This is a genomic window from Geodermatophilus sp. DSM 44513 (assembly GCF_032460525.1).
GTDB lineage: Bacteria > Actinomycetota > Actinomycetes > Mycobacteriales > Geodermatophilaceae > Geodermatophilus.
Genome location: NZ_CP135963.1, coordinates 1,128,462 through 1,146,196, shown reverse-complemented (window position 1 = coordinate 1,146,196; position 17,735 = coordinate 1,128,462). Strand labels below are relative to the sequence as shown.

Annotated in this window: 23 protein-coding genes; 17 read left to right on the top strand and 6 right to left on the bottom strand. The window is 73.6% G+C overall.

Annotated features, from left to right (window positions below; translation table 11 throughout):
* Positions 1-22 precede the first annotated feature (22 nt).
* A complete protein-coding gene (locus RTG05_RS05540; RefSeq protein ID WP_166527805.1) occupies positions 23-1,099 on the top strand; it encodes a winged helix DNA-binding domain-containing protein in 1,077 nt (358 codons plus the stop codon).
* Positions 1,100-1,108: 9 nt separating this feature from the next.
* Here RTG05_RS05540 and RTG05_RS05535 read toward each other — a convergent pair whose 3' ends face one another.
* The 3 genes from RTG05_RS05535 to RTG05_RS05525 are packed head-to-tail and all read right to left on the bottom strand — an operon-like array spanning position 1,109 to position 3,263.
* Positions 1,109-1,570 carry a nitroreductase family deazaflavin-dependent oxidoreductase gene (locus RTG05_RS05535; protein ID WP_166527804.1) on the bottom strand — a complete coding sequence of 154 codons (462 nt, stop codon included), beginning with the start codon at positions 1,568-1,570 and terminating at the stop codon, positions 1,109-1,111.
* Positions 1,571-1,588: 18 nt separating this feature from the next.
* Positions 1,589-2,833 carry a glutathionylspermidine synthase family protein gene (locus tag RTG05_RS05530; RefSeq protein WP_315912355.1) on the bottom strand — a complete coding sequence of 415 codons (1,245 nt, stop codon included), beginning with the start codon at positions 2,831-2,833 and terminating at the stop codon, positions 1,589-1,591.
* Between the two features lie 22 nt (positions 2,834-2,855).
* Positions 2,856-3,263, bottom strand: a complete 408-nt coding sequence (locus tag RTG05_RS05525; protein ID WP_166527803.1) for a hypothetical protein — start codon at positions 3,261-3,263, stop codon at positions 2,856-2,858.
* A gap of 143 nt (positions 3,264-3,406) precedes the next feature.
* Between RTG05_RS05525 and RTG05_RS05520 the strand changes: the two genes are divergently transcribed.
* The 12 genes from RTG05_RS05520 (at position 3,407) to RTG05_RS05465 (ending at position 12,494) form a co-directional block, all read left to right on the top strand.
* Positions 3,407-4,264 carry a formate/nitrite transporter family protein gene (locus RTG05_RS05520; RefSeq protein WP_166527802.1) on the top strand — a complete coding sequence of 286 codons (858 nt, stop codon included), beginning with the start codon at positions 3,407-3,409 and terminating at the stop codon, positions 4,262-4,264.
* Positions 4,265-4,408: 144 nt separating this feature from the next.
* The gene (locus tag RTG05_RS05515) at positions 4,409-5,269 is read left to right on the top strand and encodes a hypothetical protein (RefSeq protein WP_166527801.1); all 861 of its coding nucleotides are present in this window, start codon (positions 4,409-4,411) and stop codon (positions 5,267-5,269) included.
* A gap of 2 nt (positions 5,270-5,271) precedes the next feature.
* The gene (locus tag RTG05_RS05510; protein WP_166527800.1) at positions 5,272-5,802 is read left to right on the top strand and encodes a phage holin family protein; all 531 of its coding nucleotides are present in this window, start codon (positions 5,272-5,274) and stop codon (positions 5,800-5,802) included.
* A gap of 40 nt (positions 5,803-5,842) precedes the next feature.
* Positions 5,843-6,544, top strand: coding sequence for a DUF3618 domain-containing protein (locus RTG05_RS05505; protein WP_166527799.1), 702 nt, complete (start codon positions 5,843-5,845; stop codon positions 6,542-6,544).
* 182 nt (positions 6,545-6,726) lie between these two features.
* A complete protein-coding gene (locus RTG05_RS05500; protein ID WP_166527798.1) occupies positions 6,727-7,116 on the top strand; it encodes a response regulator transcription factor in 390 nt (129 codons plus the stop codon).
* Entirely contained in the window at positions 7,113-8,339 is a 1,227-nt protein-coding gene (locus tag RTG05_RS05495; protein ID WP_166527797.1) for a sensor histidine kinase, read from the top strand. The genes RTG05_RS05500 and RTG05_RS05495 overlap by 4 nt, the downstream gene beginning before the upstream one ends.
* Before the next feature lie 210 nt (positions 8,340-8,549).
* Positions 8,550-9,149, top strand: coding sequence for a TasA family protein (locus RTG05_RS05490; RefSeq protein WP_166527796.1), 600 nt, complete (start codon positions 8,550-8,552; stop codon positions 9,147-9,149).
* 56 nt (positions 9,150-9,205) lie between these two features.
* On the top strand, positions 9,206-9,805 hold the full coding sequence (locus tag RTG05_RS05485; protein WP_208104809.1) for a signal peptidase I: 600 nt from the start codon (positions 9,206-9,208) through the stop codon (positions 9,803-9,805).
* Entirely contained in the window at positions 9,802-10,464 is a 663-nt protein-coding gene (locus RTG05_RS05480; RefSeq protein WP_166527795.1) for a response regulator, read from the top strand. Before RTG05_RS05485 ends, RTG05_RS05480 begins: the two co-directional genes overlap by 4 nt.
* A gap of 129 nt (positions 10,465-10,593) precedes the next feature.
* Positions 10,594-11,196 (top strand): TasA family protein, encoded by a 603-nt coding sequence (locus RTG05_RS05475; RefSeq protein ID WP_166527794.1) that lies wholly within the window; start codon positions 10,594-10,596, stop codon positions 11,194-11,196.
* Between the two features lie 30 nt (positions 11,197-11,226).
* On the top strand, positions 11,227-11,835 hold the full coding sequence (locus RTG05_RS05470) for a hypothetical protein (protein WP_166527793.1): 609 nt from the start codon (positions 11,227-11,229) through the stop codon (positions 11,833-11,835).
* A gap of 56 nt (positions 11,836-11,891) precedes the next feature.
* Positions 11,892-12,494, top strand: a complete 603-nt coding sequence (locus RTG05_RS05465; protein ID WP_166527792.1) for a hypothetical protein — start codon at positions 11,892-11,894, stop codon at positions 12,492-12,494.
* Between the two features lie 15 nt (positions 12,495-12,509).
* Here the strand turns inward: RTG05_RS05465 and RTG05_RS05460 are convergent, their stop codons facing one another.
* Positions 12,510-13,208 (bottom strand): response regulator, encoded by a 699-nt coding sequence (locus RTG05_RS05460; RefSeq protein WP_166527791.1) that lies wholly within the window; start codon positions 13,206-13,208, stop codon positions 12,510-12,512.
* Between the two features lie 273 nt (positions 13,209-13,481).
* Between RTG05_RS05460 and RTG05_RS05455 the strand changes: the two genes are divergently transcribed.
* From RTG05_RS05455 to RTG05_RS05440, 4 genes are all read left to right on the top strand, one after another.
* Positions 13,482-13,775 (top strand): flagellar FlbD family protein, encoded by a 294-nt coding sequence (locus tag RTG05_RS05455; protein ID WP_166527790.1) that lies wholly within the window; start codon positions 13,482-13,484, stop codon positions 13,773-13,775.
* A gap of 45 nt (positions 13,776-13,820) precedes the next feature.
* Positions 13,821-14,156: a hypothetical protein gene (locus RTG05_RS05450; protein ID WP_166527789.1), complete on the top strand. Its 336-nt coding sequence runs from the start codon at positions 13,821-13,823 to the stop codon at positions 14,154-14,156.
* A 217-nt stretch (positions 14,157-14,373) separates the two neighbouring features.
* Positions 14,374-14,577 carry a hypothetical protein gene (locus RTG05_RS05445; protein WP_166527788.1) on the top strand — a complete coding sequence of 68 codons (204 nt, stop codon included), beginning with the start codon at positions 14,374-14,376 and terminating at the stop codon, positions 14,575-14,577.
* Positions 14,578-14,632: 55 nt separating this feature from the next.
* Entirely contained in the window at positions 14,633-15,625 is a 993-nt protein-coding gene (locus RTG05_RS05440) for a phosphotransferase family protein (RefSeq protein ID WP_166527787.1), read from the top strand.
* A gap of 865 nt (positions 15,626-16,490) precedes the next feature.
* On the opposite strand, the gene RTG05_RS05435 is transcribed toward RTG05_RS05440, so the two are convergent.
* Positions 16,491-17,045 (bottom strand): non-canonical purine NTP pyrophosphatase, encoded by a 555-nt coding sequence (locus RTG05_RS05435; RefSeq protein ID WP_166527786.1) that lies wholly within the window; start codon positions 17,043-17,045, stop codon positions 16,491-16,493.
* Between the two features lie 16 nt (positions 17,046-17,061).
* Positions 17,062-17,709 (bottom strand): endonuclease V, encoded by a 648-nt coding sequence (locus RTG05_RS05430; RefSeq protein ID WP_396349636.1) that lies wholly within the window; start codon positions 17,707-17,709, stop codon positions 17,062-17,064.
* Positions 17,710-17,735: the final 26 nt, after the last annotated feature.

Sequence of the window (17,735 nt, the reverse complement as noted above, 5' to 3'; positions counted from 1 at the left end):
CCCCGCTGGCAGGCTCCCGCACATGACGACGGCGACCGACCTCGCCCTGCTGCGGCTGGTGGCCCTGCGGGTCGCCGGCCCACCGCCCGCCGACGCCGCCGCCGCGGTCCGGCTGCTCACCTGCGTGCAGGCCCAGGAGCTGCCCGGTGCGGTGACGTCGGTGGCGCTGCGGACGGCGCAGCGCACGCGGGCCGGGGTGGAGGCGGCGCTGGAGTGCGGTGCGGTCGTCCGCTCGTGGCCGATGCGCAGCACGCTGCACCTGCTGCCCGCCGAGGACCTGCCCTGGCTGCTGGCGCTGTGCGGGCCGCGGGTGCTGGCCGGTGCCGCCCGGCGGCGGGCGGTCCTCGGCGTCACCGACGCCGACACCGAGCGGGCCCGCGACCTGGTCACCGCGGCCCTCACCGGCGGCCGGCGCCGCGGCCGACGGGACCTGCTCGCCGCCGTGGCCGACGGCGGAGTGGCCACCACCGGGCAGCGCGGCTACCACCTGCTGTGGTACCTGGCCCAGACCGGCACCCTGTGCCTCGGGCCGATGGCCGACGGCGAGCAGCAGTTCGTGCTGCTCGACGAGTGGGTGCCCGCGCCGCGGCGGCTGGACCGGGACGCCGCCCTGGCCGAGCTGGCGCTGCGCTACCTCCGCGGGCACGGCCCGGCCACCGTCGCCGACCTCGCCCGCTGGTCCGGGCTGACGGTGACCGACGTGCGCGCCGGGGTGGCCGCCGTCCGCGACCAGCTGACCGCCGTGGAGGTCGACGGCCGGGAGCACCTCATGGCGCCGGAGACCGCCGACCTGCTGGCCGCGTGCCGCGGGCAGGCCGCCGGGCTGTTCCTGCTGCCCGGCTTCGACGAGCTCGTCCTCGGCTACGCCGACCGCAGCTGCACCGTCCCGCCGCAGTTCGCCGACCGGATCGTGCCCGGCGGCAACGGGGTGTTCCGGCCGACCGTCGTCCACGGCGGGCGGGTGCTCGGCACCTGGGCCTGGCAGGGCCCACGGTCCGGGCGGGAGGGCGCGGACCGGACGGTCGCCGCGACGCCGTTCACCGCGTTCCCCGACGACGTGGCCGCCGCCATCCCCGCGGCGGCCGCCGCGCTGCCCTGACCGGACGCGTCAGGCCGGGTTGACGGGCTCGGCGCGCTCGACCACGAAGACCGGGATCACCCGCTCGGTCCGCTGCTGGTACTCGGCGTAGGGCGGGTACGCGGCCACGGCCCGTTCCCACCACTGCTGCCTCTCCTCGCCGGTCACCTCGCGGGCCACGCCGTCCCACGGCTGCGGCCCGTCCTGCACGGTGACCTGGTCGGGGTGCGCGCGCAGGTTGGCCACCCACGCCGGGTCGGTCGGCGCGCCGCCCTTGGAACCGATCATCGCGTAGGCGCCGTCGTGCTCCACCCGCATGAGCGCCTGCTTGCGCACCTTGCCGCTGCGGGCACCCCGGGTGCTGAAGACCGCCACGGGCAGCCCGGTGTCCCGCAGCGTGTTGGCCTCCCGGCCCCCGGTCGCCTCGTAGCGCTCGACCTGCTCGCGGACCCACTGCTCCGAGCTCGGCTCGTACTCACCCTGCAGCGGCATGCCCCCGACCGTAGTCGGCTACCGGCGCCCGGCCTGCGGACCGGCGAGGTCGATCGTGTGCGGCACGAAGAAGCTCAGGTTGTCGGTGATCAGCCCGTCGCTCTCCCGGATGCCCAGGCCCGCCGGCTCGCCGTCGACCACCCAGGCGCCCAGCACCGGGTGGTGCGGGCCGTCGACGCCGGCGAAGTCCGGCAGCGGGGCGAACTCCTGCACGACCCACCCCTCGGTGCCGTAGCGGCCGGGCTGCTGCTCGGCGACCTGCCCGTCGCGGACGATCTGCACGTTGGCCCCCTCCCGGCCCCACAGCGGCTTGCGCACGTAGGTGCGCCAGGACGAGGGCAGCTCGTCGGCGAAGTAGGCCGGCAGCAGCAGCGGGGACAGCGCCGGGTCGGCGCCGAACAGCCGCCACAGCACCGGCAGCAGGGCCTTGGTGCTCCACAGCATCTTGTAGGCCGGCTCCACCCACGTCGTGCCGCCGGGCCGGGCGGCGTCGGCGAGGACGGCGGCCCCGAACTCGTCCTCGATCAGCCACTCCCAGGGGTAGAGCTTGAACACGACGTCGAGGTGGCGGCCCTGCTGGTCGTAGAAGCGGCCGTCTCCGTCGTCGAGCGCGATGTCCTCGACGACCAGCTCGATCGCCTCGTAGCCGGCCTGCACGACGGTGTCCATCAGGTAGGCGACGGTCATCCGGTCCTCACCGGAGCGCTCCTCCGACGTCCAGGCCAGGTGCACCCGCGGGCGGACGCCGGTGCGCCGCTCCCAGCGGGTGAGGTTGCGCTGCCAGGCGGCGACCAGCCGGTCGTGCAGCGCGTTCCACTGGTCGGCGCCCTGCCCGGTGAACAGGTGCCAGTTCCACTGGGTGACGGCGGACTCGACCAGCCCGGTCGGGGTGTCGGCGTTGAACTCCAGCAGCTTGGGCGGGCCCTGCCCGTCGTAGCGCAGGTCGAAGCGGCCGTAGACGCTCGGCGGCTCGGTCTCCCAGGTGCGCCGGATCTCCGGGCGGGCGATCGGCGGGATGCCCATCCGGTCGAACAGGTCGTGCTCCACGACGTGGTCGCCGGCCGCCACGCACATCTCGAACAGCTGGGCGACCCAGCCCTCCAGCTGGCGCACCTCGGCCATCGTGAAGTCGTAGAAGGGACCCTCGCGCCAGTAGCTGCGCACCTCGCCGCCGGGGGTCGTCGTCCGGTTGTAGACCAGCCCCTGGGCCTCGACCTCGGCCTCCCAGCCGGGACGCACCACGCCGGCCTCGACGCGCCTCACGGCCGGGGCCCCGCGGTCGCGCTCAGCTGCCCGCGCCGACGCCCGACCGGGTGCCGGAGTCACCACCGACACCGGAGCCGATCCCGCCGGTCACCCGCGTGCCGCCGGAGACCCGGCCGGTCGCGGGCAGCCCGGCGCGCTGGCGGGCCGCGGTGTCGGTGGGGTTGATCCGGGTGCCGCCACCGGGGAGCACGGTGCCGACCGGCAGGCCGGGGCGGAACCCGCCGAGGTAGAGGAAGAACAGCCCGCCCCCGCCGCCGCGGTCGTCGTCGCAGAAGTCGTCGTCCACGATCTCGCCGTCCTCGTTCGTGCAGTAGGCGACCTGCTCCGGCTCCTGCTCCTCCGTGCCGCAGGCGGCGAGGAACCCGGTCGCCGCGGTGGCCAGCACCGTCGTCGTCAGGGCGCCGCGGACGCGGTTGGAGACGGCCATGTGCTCTCCCGGGTTGGCGGGTGTGTCCGCCCGACCCTAGATCGCGGATGCCACCCGGTGGCCCGCGGCGACCGCCGGTGTGCCGGATCCGGTCCCGGGTCGTACGGTCCCCCCGCGGGACCCGACGCAACCCGGAGGTGCCCATGTCCGACCGGCAGCCCCCCGAGATGGCCCAGGTGGCCGGTGAGACCGGCGCCAAGAAGGTCAGCCGCAGCTGGGACCGCGTCCTGGTGTCGGCCTTCCTCGGCGGGGCCTACATCGCCTTCGGCGCGCTCGTGGCGATCACCGTCTCCTCGGGCCTGGACCCGACCACCTGGGGGACGCTGCCCACGCTGTTCATGGGCGCGGCCTTCACCCTGGGGCTGGTGCTCGTGCTGGTCGCCGGATCCGACCTGGCGACCGGGAACATGCTGCTGGTCCCGCTCGGCGCGATGCAGGGCCGGCTCGGCATGGGCGAGGTCGCCCGCAACCTGACGCTCGTGCTGCTGGGCAACCTGCTCGGCGCCCTCGTCGTCGCGTACTTCCTGGCCGTGCAGACCGGGGTGATCGGCGCCCCGGGTGCGTCGGGCAGCGCCGGGCTCACCCACGACCGGCTGGCCGCGATCGCCGAGGGCAAGGCGCTCGGGGAGTCCGCCTGGCAGACCTTCCTGCGCGGTGTGGGCTGCAACTGGCTGGTCTGCCTGGCCGTCTGGATGTCGCTGGCGGCGACCACGGTGTCGGGCAAGATCCTGGCGGTCTTCTTCCCGGTGATGGCCTTCGTCGCGATGGGCTTCGACCACGTGGTGGCCAACATGTTCTTCCTGCCGGCGGCGGTGTTCGCCGGCGTCCCGGGCATCGGCTGGGGTGACATCGGCCTCAACTGGCTGCTCGCCGGCGTCGGCAACCTGGTCGGCGCCGTGGTCTTCGTCGGCACGTCCTACTGGTACCTGTTCCTGCGCGAGGAGCCGGCGGCGCAACCCACCCGCACCGCGACCGGCGGGGAGGCCGCCGAGCGCGCGTGACCGCCCGCGGCACGGGACGCCCCCGTGCCCGTCGCGCGCGGGAGGCACCGGGGTCGGGGCCGCGACGGCGGGCCCCCGCCATGTGTGGGTGATCGTTTCACGGGTACCGGCGCATCCGACCACGACATCCGCCGAGGAGGAACGATGACCCACTCCATCGACAGCCCGTTCCCGCCGCCGCCCTCCCCTGGCTCCGGTGCGAGCAGCGGGAGCACCACGGTCACCGCGACCACGACCGGCACGACGACGACGGGCTCCCCGTCGACCAGCGACGTGGCCAAGGACGAGGCCCGCAACGTGGGCCAGACCGCCGCGCAGGCCGGCAGCCAGGTCGCCTCGACCGCGACCGACCAGGCCAAGCAGGTCGCCCAGGAGACCAAGCACCAGGCCCAGGACCTCGTCCAGCAGGGCCGCCAGCAGCTGCGCCAGCAGGTGACCAGCCAGCAGCACAAGGCCGCCGAGGGCCTGCAGGGCGTGGTCACGCAGCTGCGCGGCATGGCCAACGGCGAGGCGGCGGCCCCCGGCCCCGTCCGCGACCTGCTGGAGCAGGCCACCGGTTACGTGGAGCAGTTCGCCGACCGGTTGCAGAACCGGGAGCCGGCCGACCTGCTCGACGACGTCCGCGCCTTCGCGCGCCGCCGCCCGGGGGCCTTCCTGCTCGGTGCCGCCCTCACCGGCGTGCTGGCCGGCCGGCTCACCAGCGGGGTCAAGGCCGCGCACACCGACGGGTCGTCGACCTCCGGTGGGCAGCAGTACCGGTCGAGCTACGCCGACACCAACTACGTCGACCCCGCGCCGGCCTACTCCGGCTACGGCACCGCCACCACCGGCTACGAGCCCACCACCGGCTACGAGACGACGACCGGCTACAGCGGCACGGCCGCGACCGGCACGCCCGTCCCGCCGCCGCCCTACGGGACGACGGCACCGGCCGGTGCGGTCGTCCCGCCGACCACCCCCGCGGGCTGGGACGAGTCGACCAGCCGCCCGGGTCAGGGGGTCTGACCATGAGCTCCCCCTACTCCGGCGCGACGCCGGTCGGCACTCCACAGGGCGGCCAGGACCCGTACGGGGAGGCCAACTACGCGGTCGCCCCCGACCAGGCCTACGGCGGGCACAGCGGCACCATGGGCACGCCGACGACCGCCGAGGGTCGTCCCGACATCGAGGGCACCTCGGTCGGTCAGCTCTTCGGCGAGCTCGCGAAGGACCTCTCCACGCTGATGCGCCAGGAGGTCGCCCTGGCCAAGGCCGAGGTCCAGGCCGAGGCCAAGAAGGCCGGCAAGGGCGTCGGGCTGATGGTCTACGCCGGCCTGGCCGGGTTCCTCACACTGCTGTTCCTGTCCCACTCCCTGATGTGGTTCCTGGACAACCTCATGGACACCGGGCTGGCCGGCCTGATCGTGGCCGTCCTGTGGGGCATCGCCGCCGCCGTCGGCCTGAGCATGGGTCGCAAGGCCCTCAAGCAGGTGAACCCGAAGCCCGAGCGGACCGTGGACACCCTGTCCGAGGTCCCCGGCGCCCTCAAGCCCCACTGACCACGGCCTCGCGGCCTCTCCAGACACCGGAGCACCGATCATGACCACCAGCAACGACCCCGAAGTCATCCGCCGGCAGATCGAGCAGACCCAGCGCGAGCTGAGCTACGACGTCGACGCCCTCAACGAGAAGGTGAACCCCTCCCGCGTCATGGACCGTCGGGTCACCGCGGCCAAGGGCCGGTTCTCCTCGGTCAAGGACCGCGTGATGGGCAGCGCCCAGGACACCCGGTCGAGCGCGCAGTACCGGGCGCAGAGCGCGGCCGGCAGCGTGCAGGACCGGGCCCAGAGCGCCGCGGGCAGCGTGCAGGAGACGGCCCAGGGTGCCGCCGATTCCGTGCAGGGTGCCGCGCAGCAGGCGGCGCACGCGGTGCAGCAGGCGCCGGACACCATCGTCCGGCAGGCCCAGGGCAACCCCCTGGCCGCGGGTCTGATCGCCTTCGGCGTCGGCTGGCTGGTCGCCAGCCTGCTGCCGGCGTCGGAGCGGGAGCGCCAGCTCGCCCAGCAGGCCGAGACCGCCGTCCGCGAGCACAAGGACGAGCTCCTCGCCCCGGCCAAGCAGGCCGCCCAGGAGGTCGGCGAGCAGCTGAAGCCCGCCGCCCAGCAGGCCGTCGAGGAGGTCAAGTCCACCGCGCAGGGCGCAGCCCAGACGGTCAAGGAGGAGGGCCAGTCCGCGGCCCAGGACGTGCAGGGTCAGGCCCAGCAGTCCCGCCAGACGGTGCAGAGCCAGTCCGGCAGTTGACACCGACGGCCGCCCCGCGGGGTGGCCGTGCCAGCACGCACCGCGCCCCGCCGGGTCACCCGGCGGGGCGCGGTGCTGCGTGGCCCCCGATGGGGTGAGGGCGCCGCCGGTGGCCTGCAGGGCGCGCGGCCGCGCGCCGACGTCGTCCAGGACGCCGACCGTCCGGACGAGGGAGCCCCACCGTGCCGACCGCACCCGCGCGCGTCCTGGTCGCCGACGACGAGGACGACATCCGCGCCCTGGTGGTGCTCGCCGTCCGCCGCGCCGGGTGCACCGTGGCCGCCGAGGTGGCCGACGGGACCCAGGCGCTGGCCGCCGCGCGCACCGACCCGCCCGACCTGGCCGTCCTGGACGTCTCCATGCCCGGGGCGACCGGGCTGGAGGTCTGCGCCGCCCTGCGCGGTGACGCGGCCACCGCGGGCATCCCCGTGCTGCTGCTGTCGGCCGGCGCCTCCCCCGACGACGTCGCCCGCGGCCTGGCCGCCGGGGCGGACGCGCACCTGGCCAAGCCGTTCTCCGTCGCCGGGCTGGTCACCCGGGTGCGCGAGCTGACGGCCGGGGTGAGCGCGTGACCGCCGTCGGCACCGCGGTGGAGGAGGAGCTCGCCCGGCTGCGGGCGGTGAACGCCGCGCTGCTGGCGCAGATGCAGCACCGCGACGAGGAGCTCGAGGTCGCCACCCGCATGCTGACCGCCCGGGCGCAGACGATGACCAGCGTCATCGACGCGGTCACCGAGCAGTCGATCATCGGCACCGACGTGGACGGGATCGTGCGCGTCTGGAACCCGGGGGCCGAGCGGATGCTGGGCCTGCCCCGCGCCGACGTCGTCCGCCGGCGGTCGATCACCGAGTTCCACCTGCCCGAGGAGCTGGCCGAGGCCGGCGGAGGGCTGGCGGCCCTGGTGCGGGTGGCGCAGGAGCAGGGCAGCGACGTCCGGGACTGGACCTACGTCGCCGCGGACGGCGAGGAGCTCACCGTCTCCGTCGCGGTCACCCCCCGCACCGACGACCGCGGCGTGCACGCCGGCTGGAACTTCGTCGGCACCGACATGACCGAGGCGCGGGCCACCGAGCGGATGAAGGACCAGTTCGTGAGCCTGATCAGCCACGAGCTGCGGACGCCCCTGACCTCCATCCTCGGCTACCTGGAACTGGTCCTCGACGACCCGGAGCTGGGCGGGGAGGTCCGCGGGTACCTGGGCACCGTCGAGCGCAACGCCCAGCGCCTGCTGCGCCTGGTCGGCGACCTGCTGTTCACCGCGCAGGTGGACGCCGGCCGGTTCACCCTGCAGCCCGGGGACGTCGACCTGGTCGCCGTCGTGCGCGCCGCCGAGGAGACCGCCCGGGTGACCGCACGGGCCGCCGGCGTGGAGATCGTGCTCGACCTGCCGGACGAGGGCCTGCGGGTGCCCGGTGACGCCGTCCGGCTCGGGCAGGCGTGCGACAACCTGGTCTCCAACGCGGTGAAGTTCACCCCGGCCGGCGGCCGGGTCACCCTGGCGCTGCACGCGGCCTGGCGCACGCCGGACGGCGCGGTCGTCGACGCACCACAGGACGGCGCGGTCCCCGCGGCCCGCCTGGCCGTCAGCGACACCGGCGTCGGGATCCCCACCGGGGAGCAGGGGAAGCTGTTCGCCCGCTTCTTCCGCGCCTCGACCGCGCGGCGGCACGCGGTGCCCGGTGTCGGGCTGGGCCTGGCCATCACCCGCGCGATCGCCACCGCGCACGACGGCGCCCTTGAGGTCGCCAGCGTCGAGGGCGAGGGCACCACCTTCACTCTCACCCTGCCCCGCTAGCCGCACCCGGGCCCGCCGCCCGCCCCGTCCGGAGGCTCGCTCGGCGGCCCCCGTGCAGGGGCCCGCCGCGAGCTCGCGAGCGGTGGGGGGCACGGGGGTCCTTCATCTTGCGGATCCCTTGCGGGAACGGGGCGGGTGCCCTGCGGTCGGCCCCGCACAGTCGTCCCTGTCGCCGGATCGCCCGACCCGGCCCGAGGCAGGAGACACCCGATGCGCAGCACCCGCACCGCCACCACCCACAAGGTCCTGGGTTCCCTGGCCGTGATCGGCACCGCCACCGCCGTCGCCGGCCTGGGTACCTTCGGCACCTTCACCGACACCACCACCCCGGTCTCCACCGAGCTGACCTCCGGCACGGTCTCCATCGACCTCGCCCAGCCGGCCACCCCCATCCCGGCGACGGTGACCGACCTGGTGCCCGGGGACACCCTGTCCCGCCCGGTCACCCTGACCAACGACGGCACCAGCGCGCTGTCCTCGGTCACCCTCGACACCACCGCCACCTCCGGCAGCGTCCTCACCACCGACGCGGTCGACGGCCTGCAGCTGGCCCTGGCCTCCTGCACCGTCCCGTGGACCGAGGCCGCCGGCCCCACCTACACCTGCACCGGCACGCAGACCGCGATCAGCACCGGCCGGGTCGTCAGCAGCCGCCCGATCACCGGCGCGGCCAGCCTGGAGCCCGACGGCACCGACCACCTGCTGGTCACCCTCGGCCTGCCCACCACGGCCGGCAACGCCTTCCAGGACAAGAGCGCCACCCTCTCGCTCACCTTCACCGCCGTCCAGCGCGCCGCCACCACCCGCTGACCGCCGGCCGCTGACCAGAACCCGCTGACCACCGCGAACGAGACGGAGGAGCCGACATGACCGCGATCCCGATGCCCGCCCCCGGTGCGGCGCGCGCGCTGCGCCCGGCCACCGGTCGCGCCCTCCCGGCGCTGCGCCCGCTGGTCGCCGCGGTGGGCCGCTGGGCCACCCGGGCCCTGGTCGCGGTCGCCGTCCTCGCCTTCGCCCTGCTGGCCGTCGGCCCGCACCTGACGGGCTACCGCACCATGACCATGCTGACCGGCAGCATGGCGCCGGAGATCCAGCCCGGCGACGTCGTCGTCGCCACCCCGCTGGCGGTCGCCGACGTGACCGAGGGGATGGTCATCACCTACCACATCCCCATCGACGACCACCGCGTCGTCAGCCACCGCGTCGTCGAGGTCCAGCGCGGCGCCGAGGGGACCGTGAGCGTCCGGACCAAGGGCGACGCCAACGACCACGTCGACCCCTGGACCGCCGTCCTGCAGGGCGACACCGCCTACCAGGTGCGGGCCGTGGTGCCCGAGCTGGGCCACGCCATCACCGCCCTGCGCGACCCGGCCGTGAGCTCCGCGCTCGTCTACGGCGTCCCCGCGCTGCTGGCCGGCTGGCTGCTGCTGGGGATCTGGCGGCCGCGCGCCGACGAGGCGTCGTGAGCGCCGTCCCGACCGCCCTGGTCGTCGGCCCGGACGTTCCCGGCCGGACCCTGGTCGCCGGGCTGCTGCGGGTCACCGGCTGGGACGTCCGGGAGGCCACCGACACCCGCGAGGCCCTCGCGCTGGCCCGCCGGGGCGACCTGGACCTCGTGGTCACCGACCTGGACGTGCCCGCCGGCGAGGCACCGGCGCTGCTGCGCCGCCTGCGGCTGGTCGGCTGCCGGGCCCACCTGCTCGCCGTCACCGCCGACGCCGGGGCGCAGGACCGGGCCGCCGCCCTGCAGGCCGGCGCGCTGGCCTGCCTGCCCAAGCCGGTGGACGCCGGCCTGCTGCTGACCCTGCTCGACCGCCGCGCGGCCGGCCCGCAGGGCCCCGGCGCCGACGACCCACCCGGTGACGACGTCGACACCGAGCTCATGGACCGCCTGCAGCGGCTCTACGCCGCCGCGCTGCCCGCCCGGCTGACCGCCATCGCCGACGGCGCGCGCACCGGTGACGCCACCGCCCTCGCACAGGCCTCGGCCACGCTGGCCGGGACCAGCGCCCAGCTGGGCCACCCGGAGGTCGCCGCGGTGTGCCGCGCGATCGCCCAGGACGCCCGCCGCGGCGTCCTCGCCCACGAGCTGGTCGTCGAGCTCGCCGCCGTCGCCGGCGCCTGAGCGGCCGCCGGCCGGGCCTGGCGAACTTGTGGATCCCTTGCGGGAACGGGGCGGGTGACCTGCGGTCGGCCCCGGAGAGTCGTCCCTGTCGCCGGATCACCCGACCTGGCCCGAAGCAGGAGACACCCGATGCGCAGCACCCGCGCCACCACCACCCACAAGGTCCTCGGCTCCCTGGCCGTCATCGGCACCGCCACCGCCGTCGCCGGCCTGGGCACCTTCGGCACCTTCACCGACACCACCACCCCGGTGTCGGCCACGCTGACCTCCGGTGACGTCGACATCGACCTGAGCCAGCCGGCCACCCGCCTGGACACCCCGGTCACCGACCTGGTGCCCGGCGACTCGATCGCCCGCACCGTCACCCTCGAGAACAACGGCACCAGCGCGCTGTCCAGCGTCAGCCTCGGCGTCACCGCCGGCTCGGCCACCGTGCTCACCGGCGACCAGGTCAACGGCCTGCAGCTGGCTCTCACCGCGTGCACCGTCCCCTGGACCGAGGCCGCCGGCCCGACCCACACCTGCGCCGGCAACCAGCGCGCCATCACCACCGCGGGCGCCGTCGTCGGCGACCACGCCCTCGACGCCCCGGCCAGCCTGGAGCCCGGCGGCGCCGACCACCTGCTGGTCACCCTCACCCTGCCCACCACGGCCGGCAACGCCTTCCAGGGCCAGAGCACCACCCTGACCCTCACCTTCGCCGGCGTCCAGCGCGCCGGCACCGCCCGCTGACCCGCGCTCCCCGACTCCCCGGAGACCCCCGTGACCGCCGTCCGCCGCTCCCTGGTGATGACCGTCCTGGTCCTCGCCGTCCTGGTCGCGGGGGTCCTGCCGGCATGGGCGTCGTTCACCACGAAGGCATCCGGGGGCGGGGTGCCGGTGGCGACCGGGATCGTCGCCCCGCCGACCGACCTGGTGGTGACCTCGTCCTGCTGGACGACCACCACCACGACGAAGCGGACGACCACCACCGACCCGGTGACCGGCCAGCAGACGACCACCGAGCGGACCACCACCTCGACGCCCGCACGCAGCAACCGGAACGTCGAGAGCAGCACCACGTCGGCACCTGCGCCGGGCCCGGGGCCCAACGACAGCACGACGACGACGGTCACGAAGGACACGGAGTTGCGCATCGCGTCCAGCTGGACGCCGAGCACCACGGCCCGCGGCGTCAACGGCTACCTGGGCTCGCTGCACTTCTGGGGCAGCGGGGGGCTCCCGGTCAGCTGGACCTGGCCCTGGGTGACCACGATGAACGGCGGCTACGACGCCGGGATGCTGTGGATGCAGCTGCAGTTCTCCGTCACCACGCTCACCGAGTACGGCTGGTCGGCCCGGTCGGAGCTCAGCCAGGTGCTCACGTGCTGACCGCCGGCGTCCCGGCCCCGTCCCCCGCCCCCACGCAGCCCACCAGGAGAACCGCCGTGACCGTCGTCCGCCGCTCGTTGGTGCTGACCCTGCTGGTGCTCGCCACCCTCGTCGCCGGCGTCCTGCCGGCCTGGGCGTCGTTCACCACGAAGGCGGCCGGGGGCACGGCGCCGGTGTCGACCGGGACGGTCGCGCCGCCCACCGGGGTCACGGAGAAGGACAGCTGCACCACGGTGACGAAGACGACGACGGAGGTCCTGACCTACGACTCCACGACGAAGAAGTGGAAGGTGACGTCGAAGGACGTCGACTTCACCTACGCCGACAGCGACACCGACGTCGAGAGCAAGACGACGTCGGAGAAGCCGGGCCCGGGGCCCAACCAGAAGACCCGGACGACGATCGAGAAGGACACCGACCTGACCGCGACCGTCTCCTGGGTCGGCAGCGGCTCCCGCGGGGTGTCGGGCTACCTGGTCACCGCGCGGCTGAGCAACGGAACGACCGTCGGGATCGCCGAGACACCCGCCGATGCGCGGTCGATCACCCTCCGCACCGACGCCAGCGTCCTGCAGTACGAGCCCCGGGCGCAGGTGACCACGCTGACCACCTACGGGTGGACGGCCAGCTCCACGCTGACGGCGGTGCTGACCTGCTGAGCGGCGCAGGGGTTCTCAGGCCACCAGGCGGTAGCCGACCCCGCGCACGGTGCGGATCTCCGGCGAGGACAGGCCCGCGGCCTGCAGCTTGCGGCGCAGGTTGGACATGTGCGCCTCGACCAGGCGGACGCTGCCCTCCCAGTCGGTCTGCCAGACCTCGCGCAGCAGGGTCTCCCGCTGCAGCACCCGGCCCGGCCGGGAGGCCAGTGCGGCCAGCAGGTCGAACTCGGTGCGGGTGAGGTCGACGACCGACCCGTCCACCCGGACCTCGCGGCTGTCGCCGTCCACCTCGAGCTCGGCCAGGCGCAGCACCGACTCCTCCGGCGGCGCCGGACGGGGGGCGGGCACCCGGGGCCGGCGCAACATGGCCTGCACCCGGGCGACGAGCTCGCGAGGGGAGAACGGCTTGGCCATGTACCCGTCGGCGCCGACGGCCAGCCCGATCAGCAGGTCGACCTCCTCGGCGCGCGCGGTGAGCATCAGCACGTAGCACTCGCTCTCGGCGCGGATCTGCCGGCACACCTCGGTGCCGTCGGCGTCCGGCAGGCCCAGGTCGAGGACGACGACGTCGGGGACGGCCCGGCGGACCTCGACCAGCGCCTGTGCGCCGGAGGCGACCGCGCGGACGTCCATCCCCGCCCGGCGCAGGACCGTGCAGACCAGCTCCCTGATCTCCTCGGTGTCCTCGACGACGAGCACGGACTGTTCGGACACGACGTCTCCTCCTCTGCGTGCGGCAGGACGCCGACGGGGAGCCGGCGTCACCTGACCGGGTGATCGGCGGTGGCCCGGAGCGCCTTGAGCGAGGGGCGCCGGCCTCACCCGGAGGGAGGAGGCGGGCCGGGCGGGCGGTCCAGCGGCCTCACCCCGACGGGGCGGAGGGCGCCGTCCGGCCTCAACCCCGGCGGCCGTGGTGCCGAAGCCACCGACACCTCACCCCTGAGGCAGCCGCCGGGGCCCGATGCCCCGCCCAGCAGGAGGACCGCGATGATCGGTCTGACCCGCCGCACCGGCGAGTTCTGCCACCTCGACCCCGACCACATCGAGCGGGTGGAGGGCGGGCACGACACCGTCGTCGTCACGACCGACGGCGACACCTACTGCGTGCGCGAGACGGTCGACCAGGTCATCCGGCGCATCGTCGAGGACCGCGCCGGGGTGATCGCGGCCTGCTACGTGCTCGACCGCGGCGAGGACCCCGACCCCCGGCACCTGCGCGCCTTCGACCCTCTGACCCGGGTGCCCGACCCGGCGTCCGTGGTCCCCCTCCGGCCGGCCTGACCGCCGGTCGGGCCAGCACCCCCGCACGCCGGAGAGGAGCCGTCGATGGACGTCGCCGCCCGCGGGATCCCCGCCACGGACGCGCAGGTCTACAGCGAGGTCGCCCAGCTGCTCGACCGCCGGGCCGCCATGGCCCACCCTCCGTTCAGCCTGACCGTGTCCGACGCCGTGGCCCTCGGCACCGCCCGGCTGTTCAGCAGCCGGTCGCTGACCGGGGAGCTGCTCGCCCGCTTCGCCGGGGGTGGGTCGGTCGACAGCGAGGCGCTGATCGAGGCCGCCCGCTTCGAGCAGGGCTACGCCTCCCCCGAGGGCTTCGCCGCCCTGCGCTGCCTGGTGCTGTGGGTGCACCACCGGACGCACCGCGCCGAGCAGCGCGGCTGACCGGCCGCCCGTCGTCCTGAGGGTCGGGCGCGGTCGCCGGCCACCACACCCTGCGGCGGACGAGCGCGGCGTCGCTGAGCGAACCTACTCCCGGCCGGAACGCGGGCGGGAACGCCGTGGGCACCGCGGGACGTTCTGCGGTGCACGGTCGGTCCCCGCCGTCCCGGGACGGCTGCGCCGGCCACCCGCACCACCTGACACCCACCGAGGAGCCACCGTGGACCACCTGCGCCGACTGCGCGCCGAGCAGCCCGTCATCTTCTGGGTGCTGGTGGCGCTGGGCCTCGTCCTCGGCTTCCAGCTCGTGCTCGCCGTCGTGGGCCTGCTGCTCGGACCGCTCGGGCTGCCGTCGTGGGTGCCGATCGTGGTCGTCGTGGGCGGCCTCGTCCTCATCGCCCGGCGTCAGCAGCGGTCCCGCTGATCCCGCGGCACGGACGTCGTCGTACCACTCGGCCACGTCGAGGAAGCTCCTCCGCATGAGGTCTAGACCCGAGCCGTTCGCGGCCGACGGCCGGGAGCTGACCGACCTCCTCACGGGTGGCGCGGTACCCATCCCCGGGCACGAACCCGGTCAGGACGTCGAGGTCTCGCACCTGGGGCGCGGGGACACGAACACCGCGTGGCGGGTCACGGCTCCCTCAGGCGTGTTCCTGCTGCGCATCCCGCACCGCCCCGCCGACGAGGCACCTCGGCCGATGCCCGACGAGTTCGCCGCCCTCACCCGCGTGCCCCGAGGCGTGGGGACCCGCGGCATCACGTACCGGGACACCGAGGACAACCCGCTCGGGGCCCGCTACGTCCTGACGACCTTCGTCCCCGGCACGGTCAAGCCCGCCGCCGCGTGGACGGCCGCGGACCCGGAGCGCGTGGCCGACACCCTGGCCGTGCTGCACGACGTCGGCGAGGCCCTGGCCGGGCCCGTGGACAGCCCCACCGTCGAGAGACTGAGCCTCGACGGGCACCTCAAGGCGGGCCTGGCCTGGTGGCAGGCCCACCACCCCGGCCTGGTCGACGACCCGCGGGTGACGGCCCTCCTCCCCGCCGTGCGCCGCTACGTCCACCGGTGCGAGGAGGCCGGCGGGGTCGTGGAGCGGTTCAGCTTCATCCACGGCGACCTCGTCGTCGGCAACGTCGTCTTCGACGGCGACCGGGTCGGCTTCATCGACTGGGAGTGGGCCGAGATCGGCGACGTGGCCCAGGACCTGGCCTACATCGGCGGCACCGTCCACGGCGGGGCCTCCTACGTCCCCATGGACGAGTCGATGGTCGAGCGGTTCGTCACCCACTACCTCGACGCGCTCCGCGCGATGGGCAAGCCGGCCGAGGACCACGCGGCGATCAGCGCCCGCCGTGACGGCTGGGAGGTCTGCGAGCGCTTCTTGACCATGCTGCACTCGATGACCCAGGACGCCTCCGCGCCAGCCACGGAGTCCGTACGACGGACGCTGGAGCGCAAGATCGGCGGCTGAGCCGCTGCACCCGTGATCCCGGTCCGTCCGGCGCGGGGTGACGGAGGTGCCGCGATTCCACGTCCTGCCGGGGTTCGGCCGCGAGGCCACCGACCGGACGGGGAGCCTGCTGCCGGCGGGTGGAGCCGGTCCACCTGCAACCGGAGACGACTCAGGCCGCCCTCCCGAGGGAGGACGGCCTGGTCATCGGGGTGGAGCTGAGGAGATTCGAACCCCTGACCCCCACACTGCCAGGCCGTCATGATCGCGTTCGCAGCAGTTCACTGCCGTTCCGTAAGCCGCTGACGTGCAATTACGGACGACTACGAATGTCGGCGCACAACCGCGTACGGCCCCAACTGCAACCACGACTGCAACCACGATCGCCATCCCTTGGCCACGCTGAGCACACGCGCTCAGATGCGAAGCACCGAAGGTTGGCTCCCAGCGCTCAAGTTCGATGGCATCACTTAAGGAACTGCAGGCGTCGACGTCCATCCAGCCGTCCCCCGGCACCTCCTCCGATCAGCCGAGGACGGCCCGGCGATCCGTCCCGTCACTCCGTCGGGCTGAGGCGGTCGCGACGTCCAGAACGGGAGATCCGCCGAGCACCCGCCGTGGCGCCGCCGTCGAAGCCGTTGACCAGCAGGTAGGTATCGCCTACCCCTACGAACACGCCTCCCGGTACCGACCTCGGTACACCGACCTCGTGACCGGCGAGCTGCAGGACGCCACGGAAGGCGAAGATTGCATATCCGGCGTCCCCCCAAACGGCCAACGGGCGCGGCATCAGTCCGCAGTCCAGCCGCGCACGGCAGAAGAGGACGCTGCCCGCCCCGAGGGTCGACATGGCGACCCAGTACTCGTTTCGGGCCCGACGGTGTCCTCAGACGAAGCGCTCACCGATCTGCTGCCTCAGCTTCTCGGCAGCCAGCTTTCGCATGGAGATTCCATTCTTCTGTTCTGCGCTCAGTTCCGCGAACGTCTTTGGATTTCCCTCGGGGATGAATATCGTGTCGTAGCCGAAACCGTTGGAGCCCCGTTGCTGGTCCGCCAACGCTCCCCACAGCGTGCCAGTGAACACCTGCGGCCCATTCTCGTCCGCATACCCTAGCGCGGTAGTTACCGAAGCCCGTCGATCACCGAGCGAGGCTGCCATCGAAAGGATTCCGTCGTTGCCGACAGCATCTAGGAACCATGCAATGAGAGCGCCCGGAAGGCCATTCCAAGCCAGAACCGTAAGGCCCGTGTCGTCAACCAGAACCGGCCGCTGCAACTGGTCGTAGGCCTGAGCGGCCTTATCTTGAGCCACCTCGGCTACATCCAAAGCCTGCTTCTCAGTCAGTCGCAACTTCTCGTGCGCAAGGGGAAAGCCAAGGAGGTCCCCCAACTCTCGCGCCTTTCCGGCATTCCCCGTAATCAGTGTCAGCTTGTCAGCCATCATCATCCTCCTGGAGCTAGAAGCCATCGGTTGTTCGTCCGGTGTTGGCGAGGTGGTTCGCCCGTTCATGCACTAAGGCCAGCGCCGCAGGGAAACAGCTACGAACTGACTTTATGCCCTCGACGTAGCCAACAAGCGACGACATATCAGCACGATGCCCCGGCGAAAGATAGATCGGCTCACAGCGGGACCGTAAGCGGCAAGCCAGGCCAACGACCTTACCTTCACGGTCCTTGATGAAGCTCCTCGCGCCGTCGGTCTCGGCCAGGGCCGGCGCGCGACCGATTAATAGCTTCCGTGTAAGGCCGATCGTGGGAACGTCGTACAGCACGCCGATGTGGGCGGCAAGACCGAACCGACGAGGATGCGCGGTCCCCTGGGCGTCAAAGACGAGCAGGCTCGGCAAGCCCGGCAGCCCGTTCAGGAGGGAACAAATTGCCGGCCCTTCTCTGTACACGAACATGCCGGGGATGTACGGAAAGTCCGACGCCTGTCGAGAGACTATGATGTGCGATTCATCAATTGGCGTTCCGTCTAACCGCATTGGCATCGCGACCGCCACCGCCTCCTTGTCGCGGACCGAGTATGAAACGCCGATAGCCAGGGCGAAGCGCACACTTCGGAAGTCCATTGGTTCTACGCGCAACTGGCGTCGAAGTGCCACCTGCTCACGCTTGGCCTCGTCGACGG

Excerpts from the sequence above, each read along its gene's own strand:
- RTG05_RS05505 (WP_166527799.1), top strand. The coding sequence starts at position 5,843 with ATGACCACCAGCAACGACCCCGAAGTCATCCGCCGGCAGATCGAGCAG.
- RTG05_RS05515 (WP_166527801.1), top strand. The coding sequence starts at position 4,409 with ATGACCCACTCCATCGACAGCCCGTTCCCGCCGCCGCCCTCCCCTGGC.
- RTG05_RS05490 (WP_166527796.1), top strand. The coding sequence starts at position 8,550 with ATGCGCAGCACCCGCACCGCCACCACCCACAAGGTCCTGGGTTCCCTG.
- RTG05_RS05450 (WP_166527789.1), top strand. The coding sequence starts at position 13,821 with ATGGACGTCGCCGCCCGCGGGATCCCCGCCACGGACGCGCAGGTCTAC.
- RTG05_RS05440 (WP_166527787.1), top strand. The coding sequence starts at position 14,633 with ATGAGGTCTAGACCCGAGCCGTTCGCGGCCGACGGCCGGGAGCTGACC.
- RTG05_RS05475 (WP_166527794.1), top strand. The coding sequence starts at position 10,594 with ATGCGCAGCACCCGCGCCACCACCACCCACAAGGTCCTCGGCTCCCTG.
- RTG05_RS05455 (WP_166527790.1), top strand. The coding sequence starts at position 13,482 with ATGATCGGTCTGACCCGCCGCACCGGCGAGTTCTGCCACCTCGACCCC.
- RTG05_RS05540 (WP_166527805.1), top strand. The coding sequence starts at position 23 with ATGACGACGGCGACCGACCTCGCCCTGCTGCGGCTGGTGGCCCTGCGG.
- RTG05_RS05535 (WP_166527804.1), bottom strand. The coding sequence starts at position 1,570 with ATGCCGCTGCAGGGTGAGTACGAGCCGAGCTCGGAGCAGTGGGTCCGC.
- RTG05_RS05525 (WP_166527803.1), bottom strand. The coding sequence starts at position 3,263 with ATGGCCGTCTCCAACCGCGTCCGCGGCGCCCTGACGACGACGGTGCTG.
- RTG05_RS05485 (WP_208104809.1), top strand. The coding sequence starts at position 9,206 with ATGACCGCGATCCCGATGCCCGCCCCCGGTGCGGCGCGCGCGCTGCGC.
- RTG05_RS05435 (WP_166527786.1), bottom strand. The coding sequence starts at position 17,045 with ATGGCTGACAAGCTGACACTGATTACGGGGAATGCCGGAAAGGCGCGA.
- RTG05_RS05510 (WP_166527800.1), top strand. The coding sequence starts at position 5,272 with ATGAGCTCCCCCTACTCCGGCGCGACGCCGGTCGGCACTCCACAGGGC.
- RTG05_RS05520 (WP_166527802.1), top strand. The coding sequence starts at position 3,407 with ATGTCCGACCGGCAGCCCCCCGAGATGGCCCAGGTGGCCGGTGAGACC.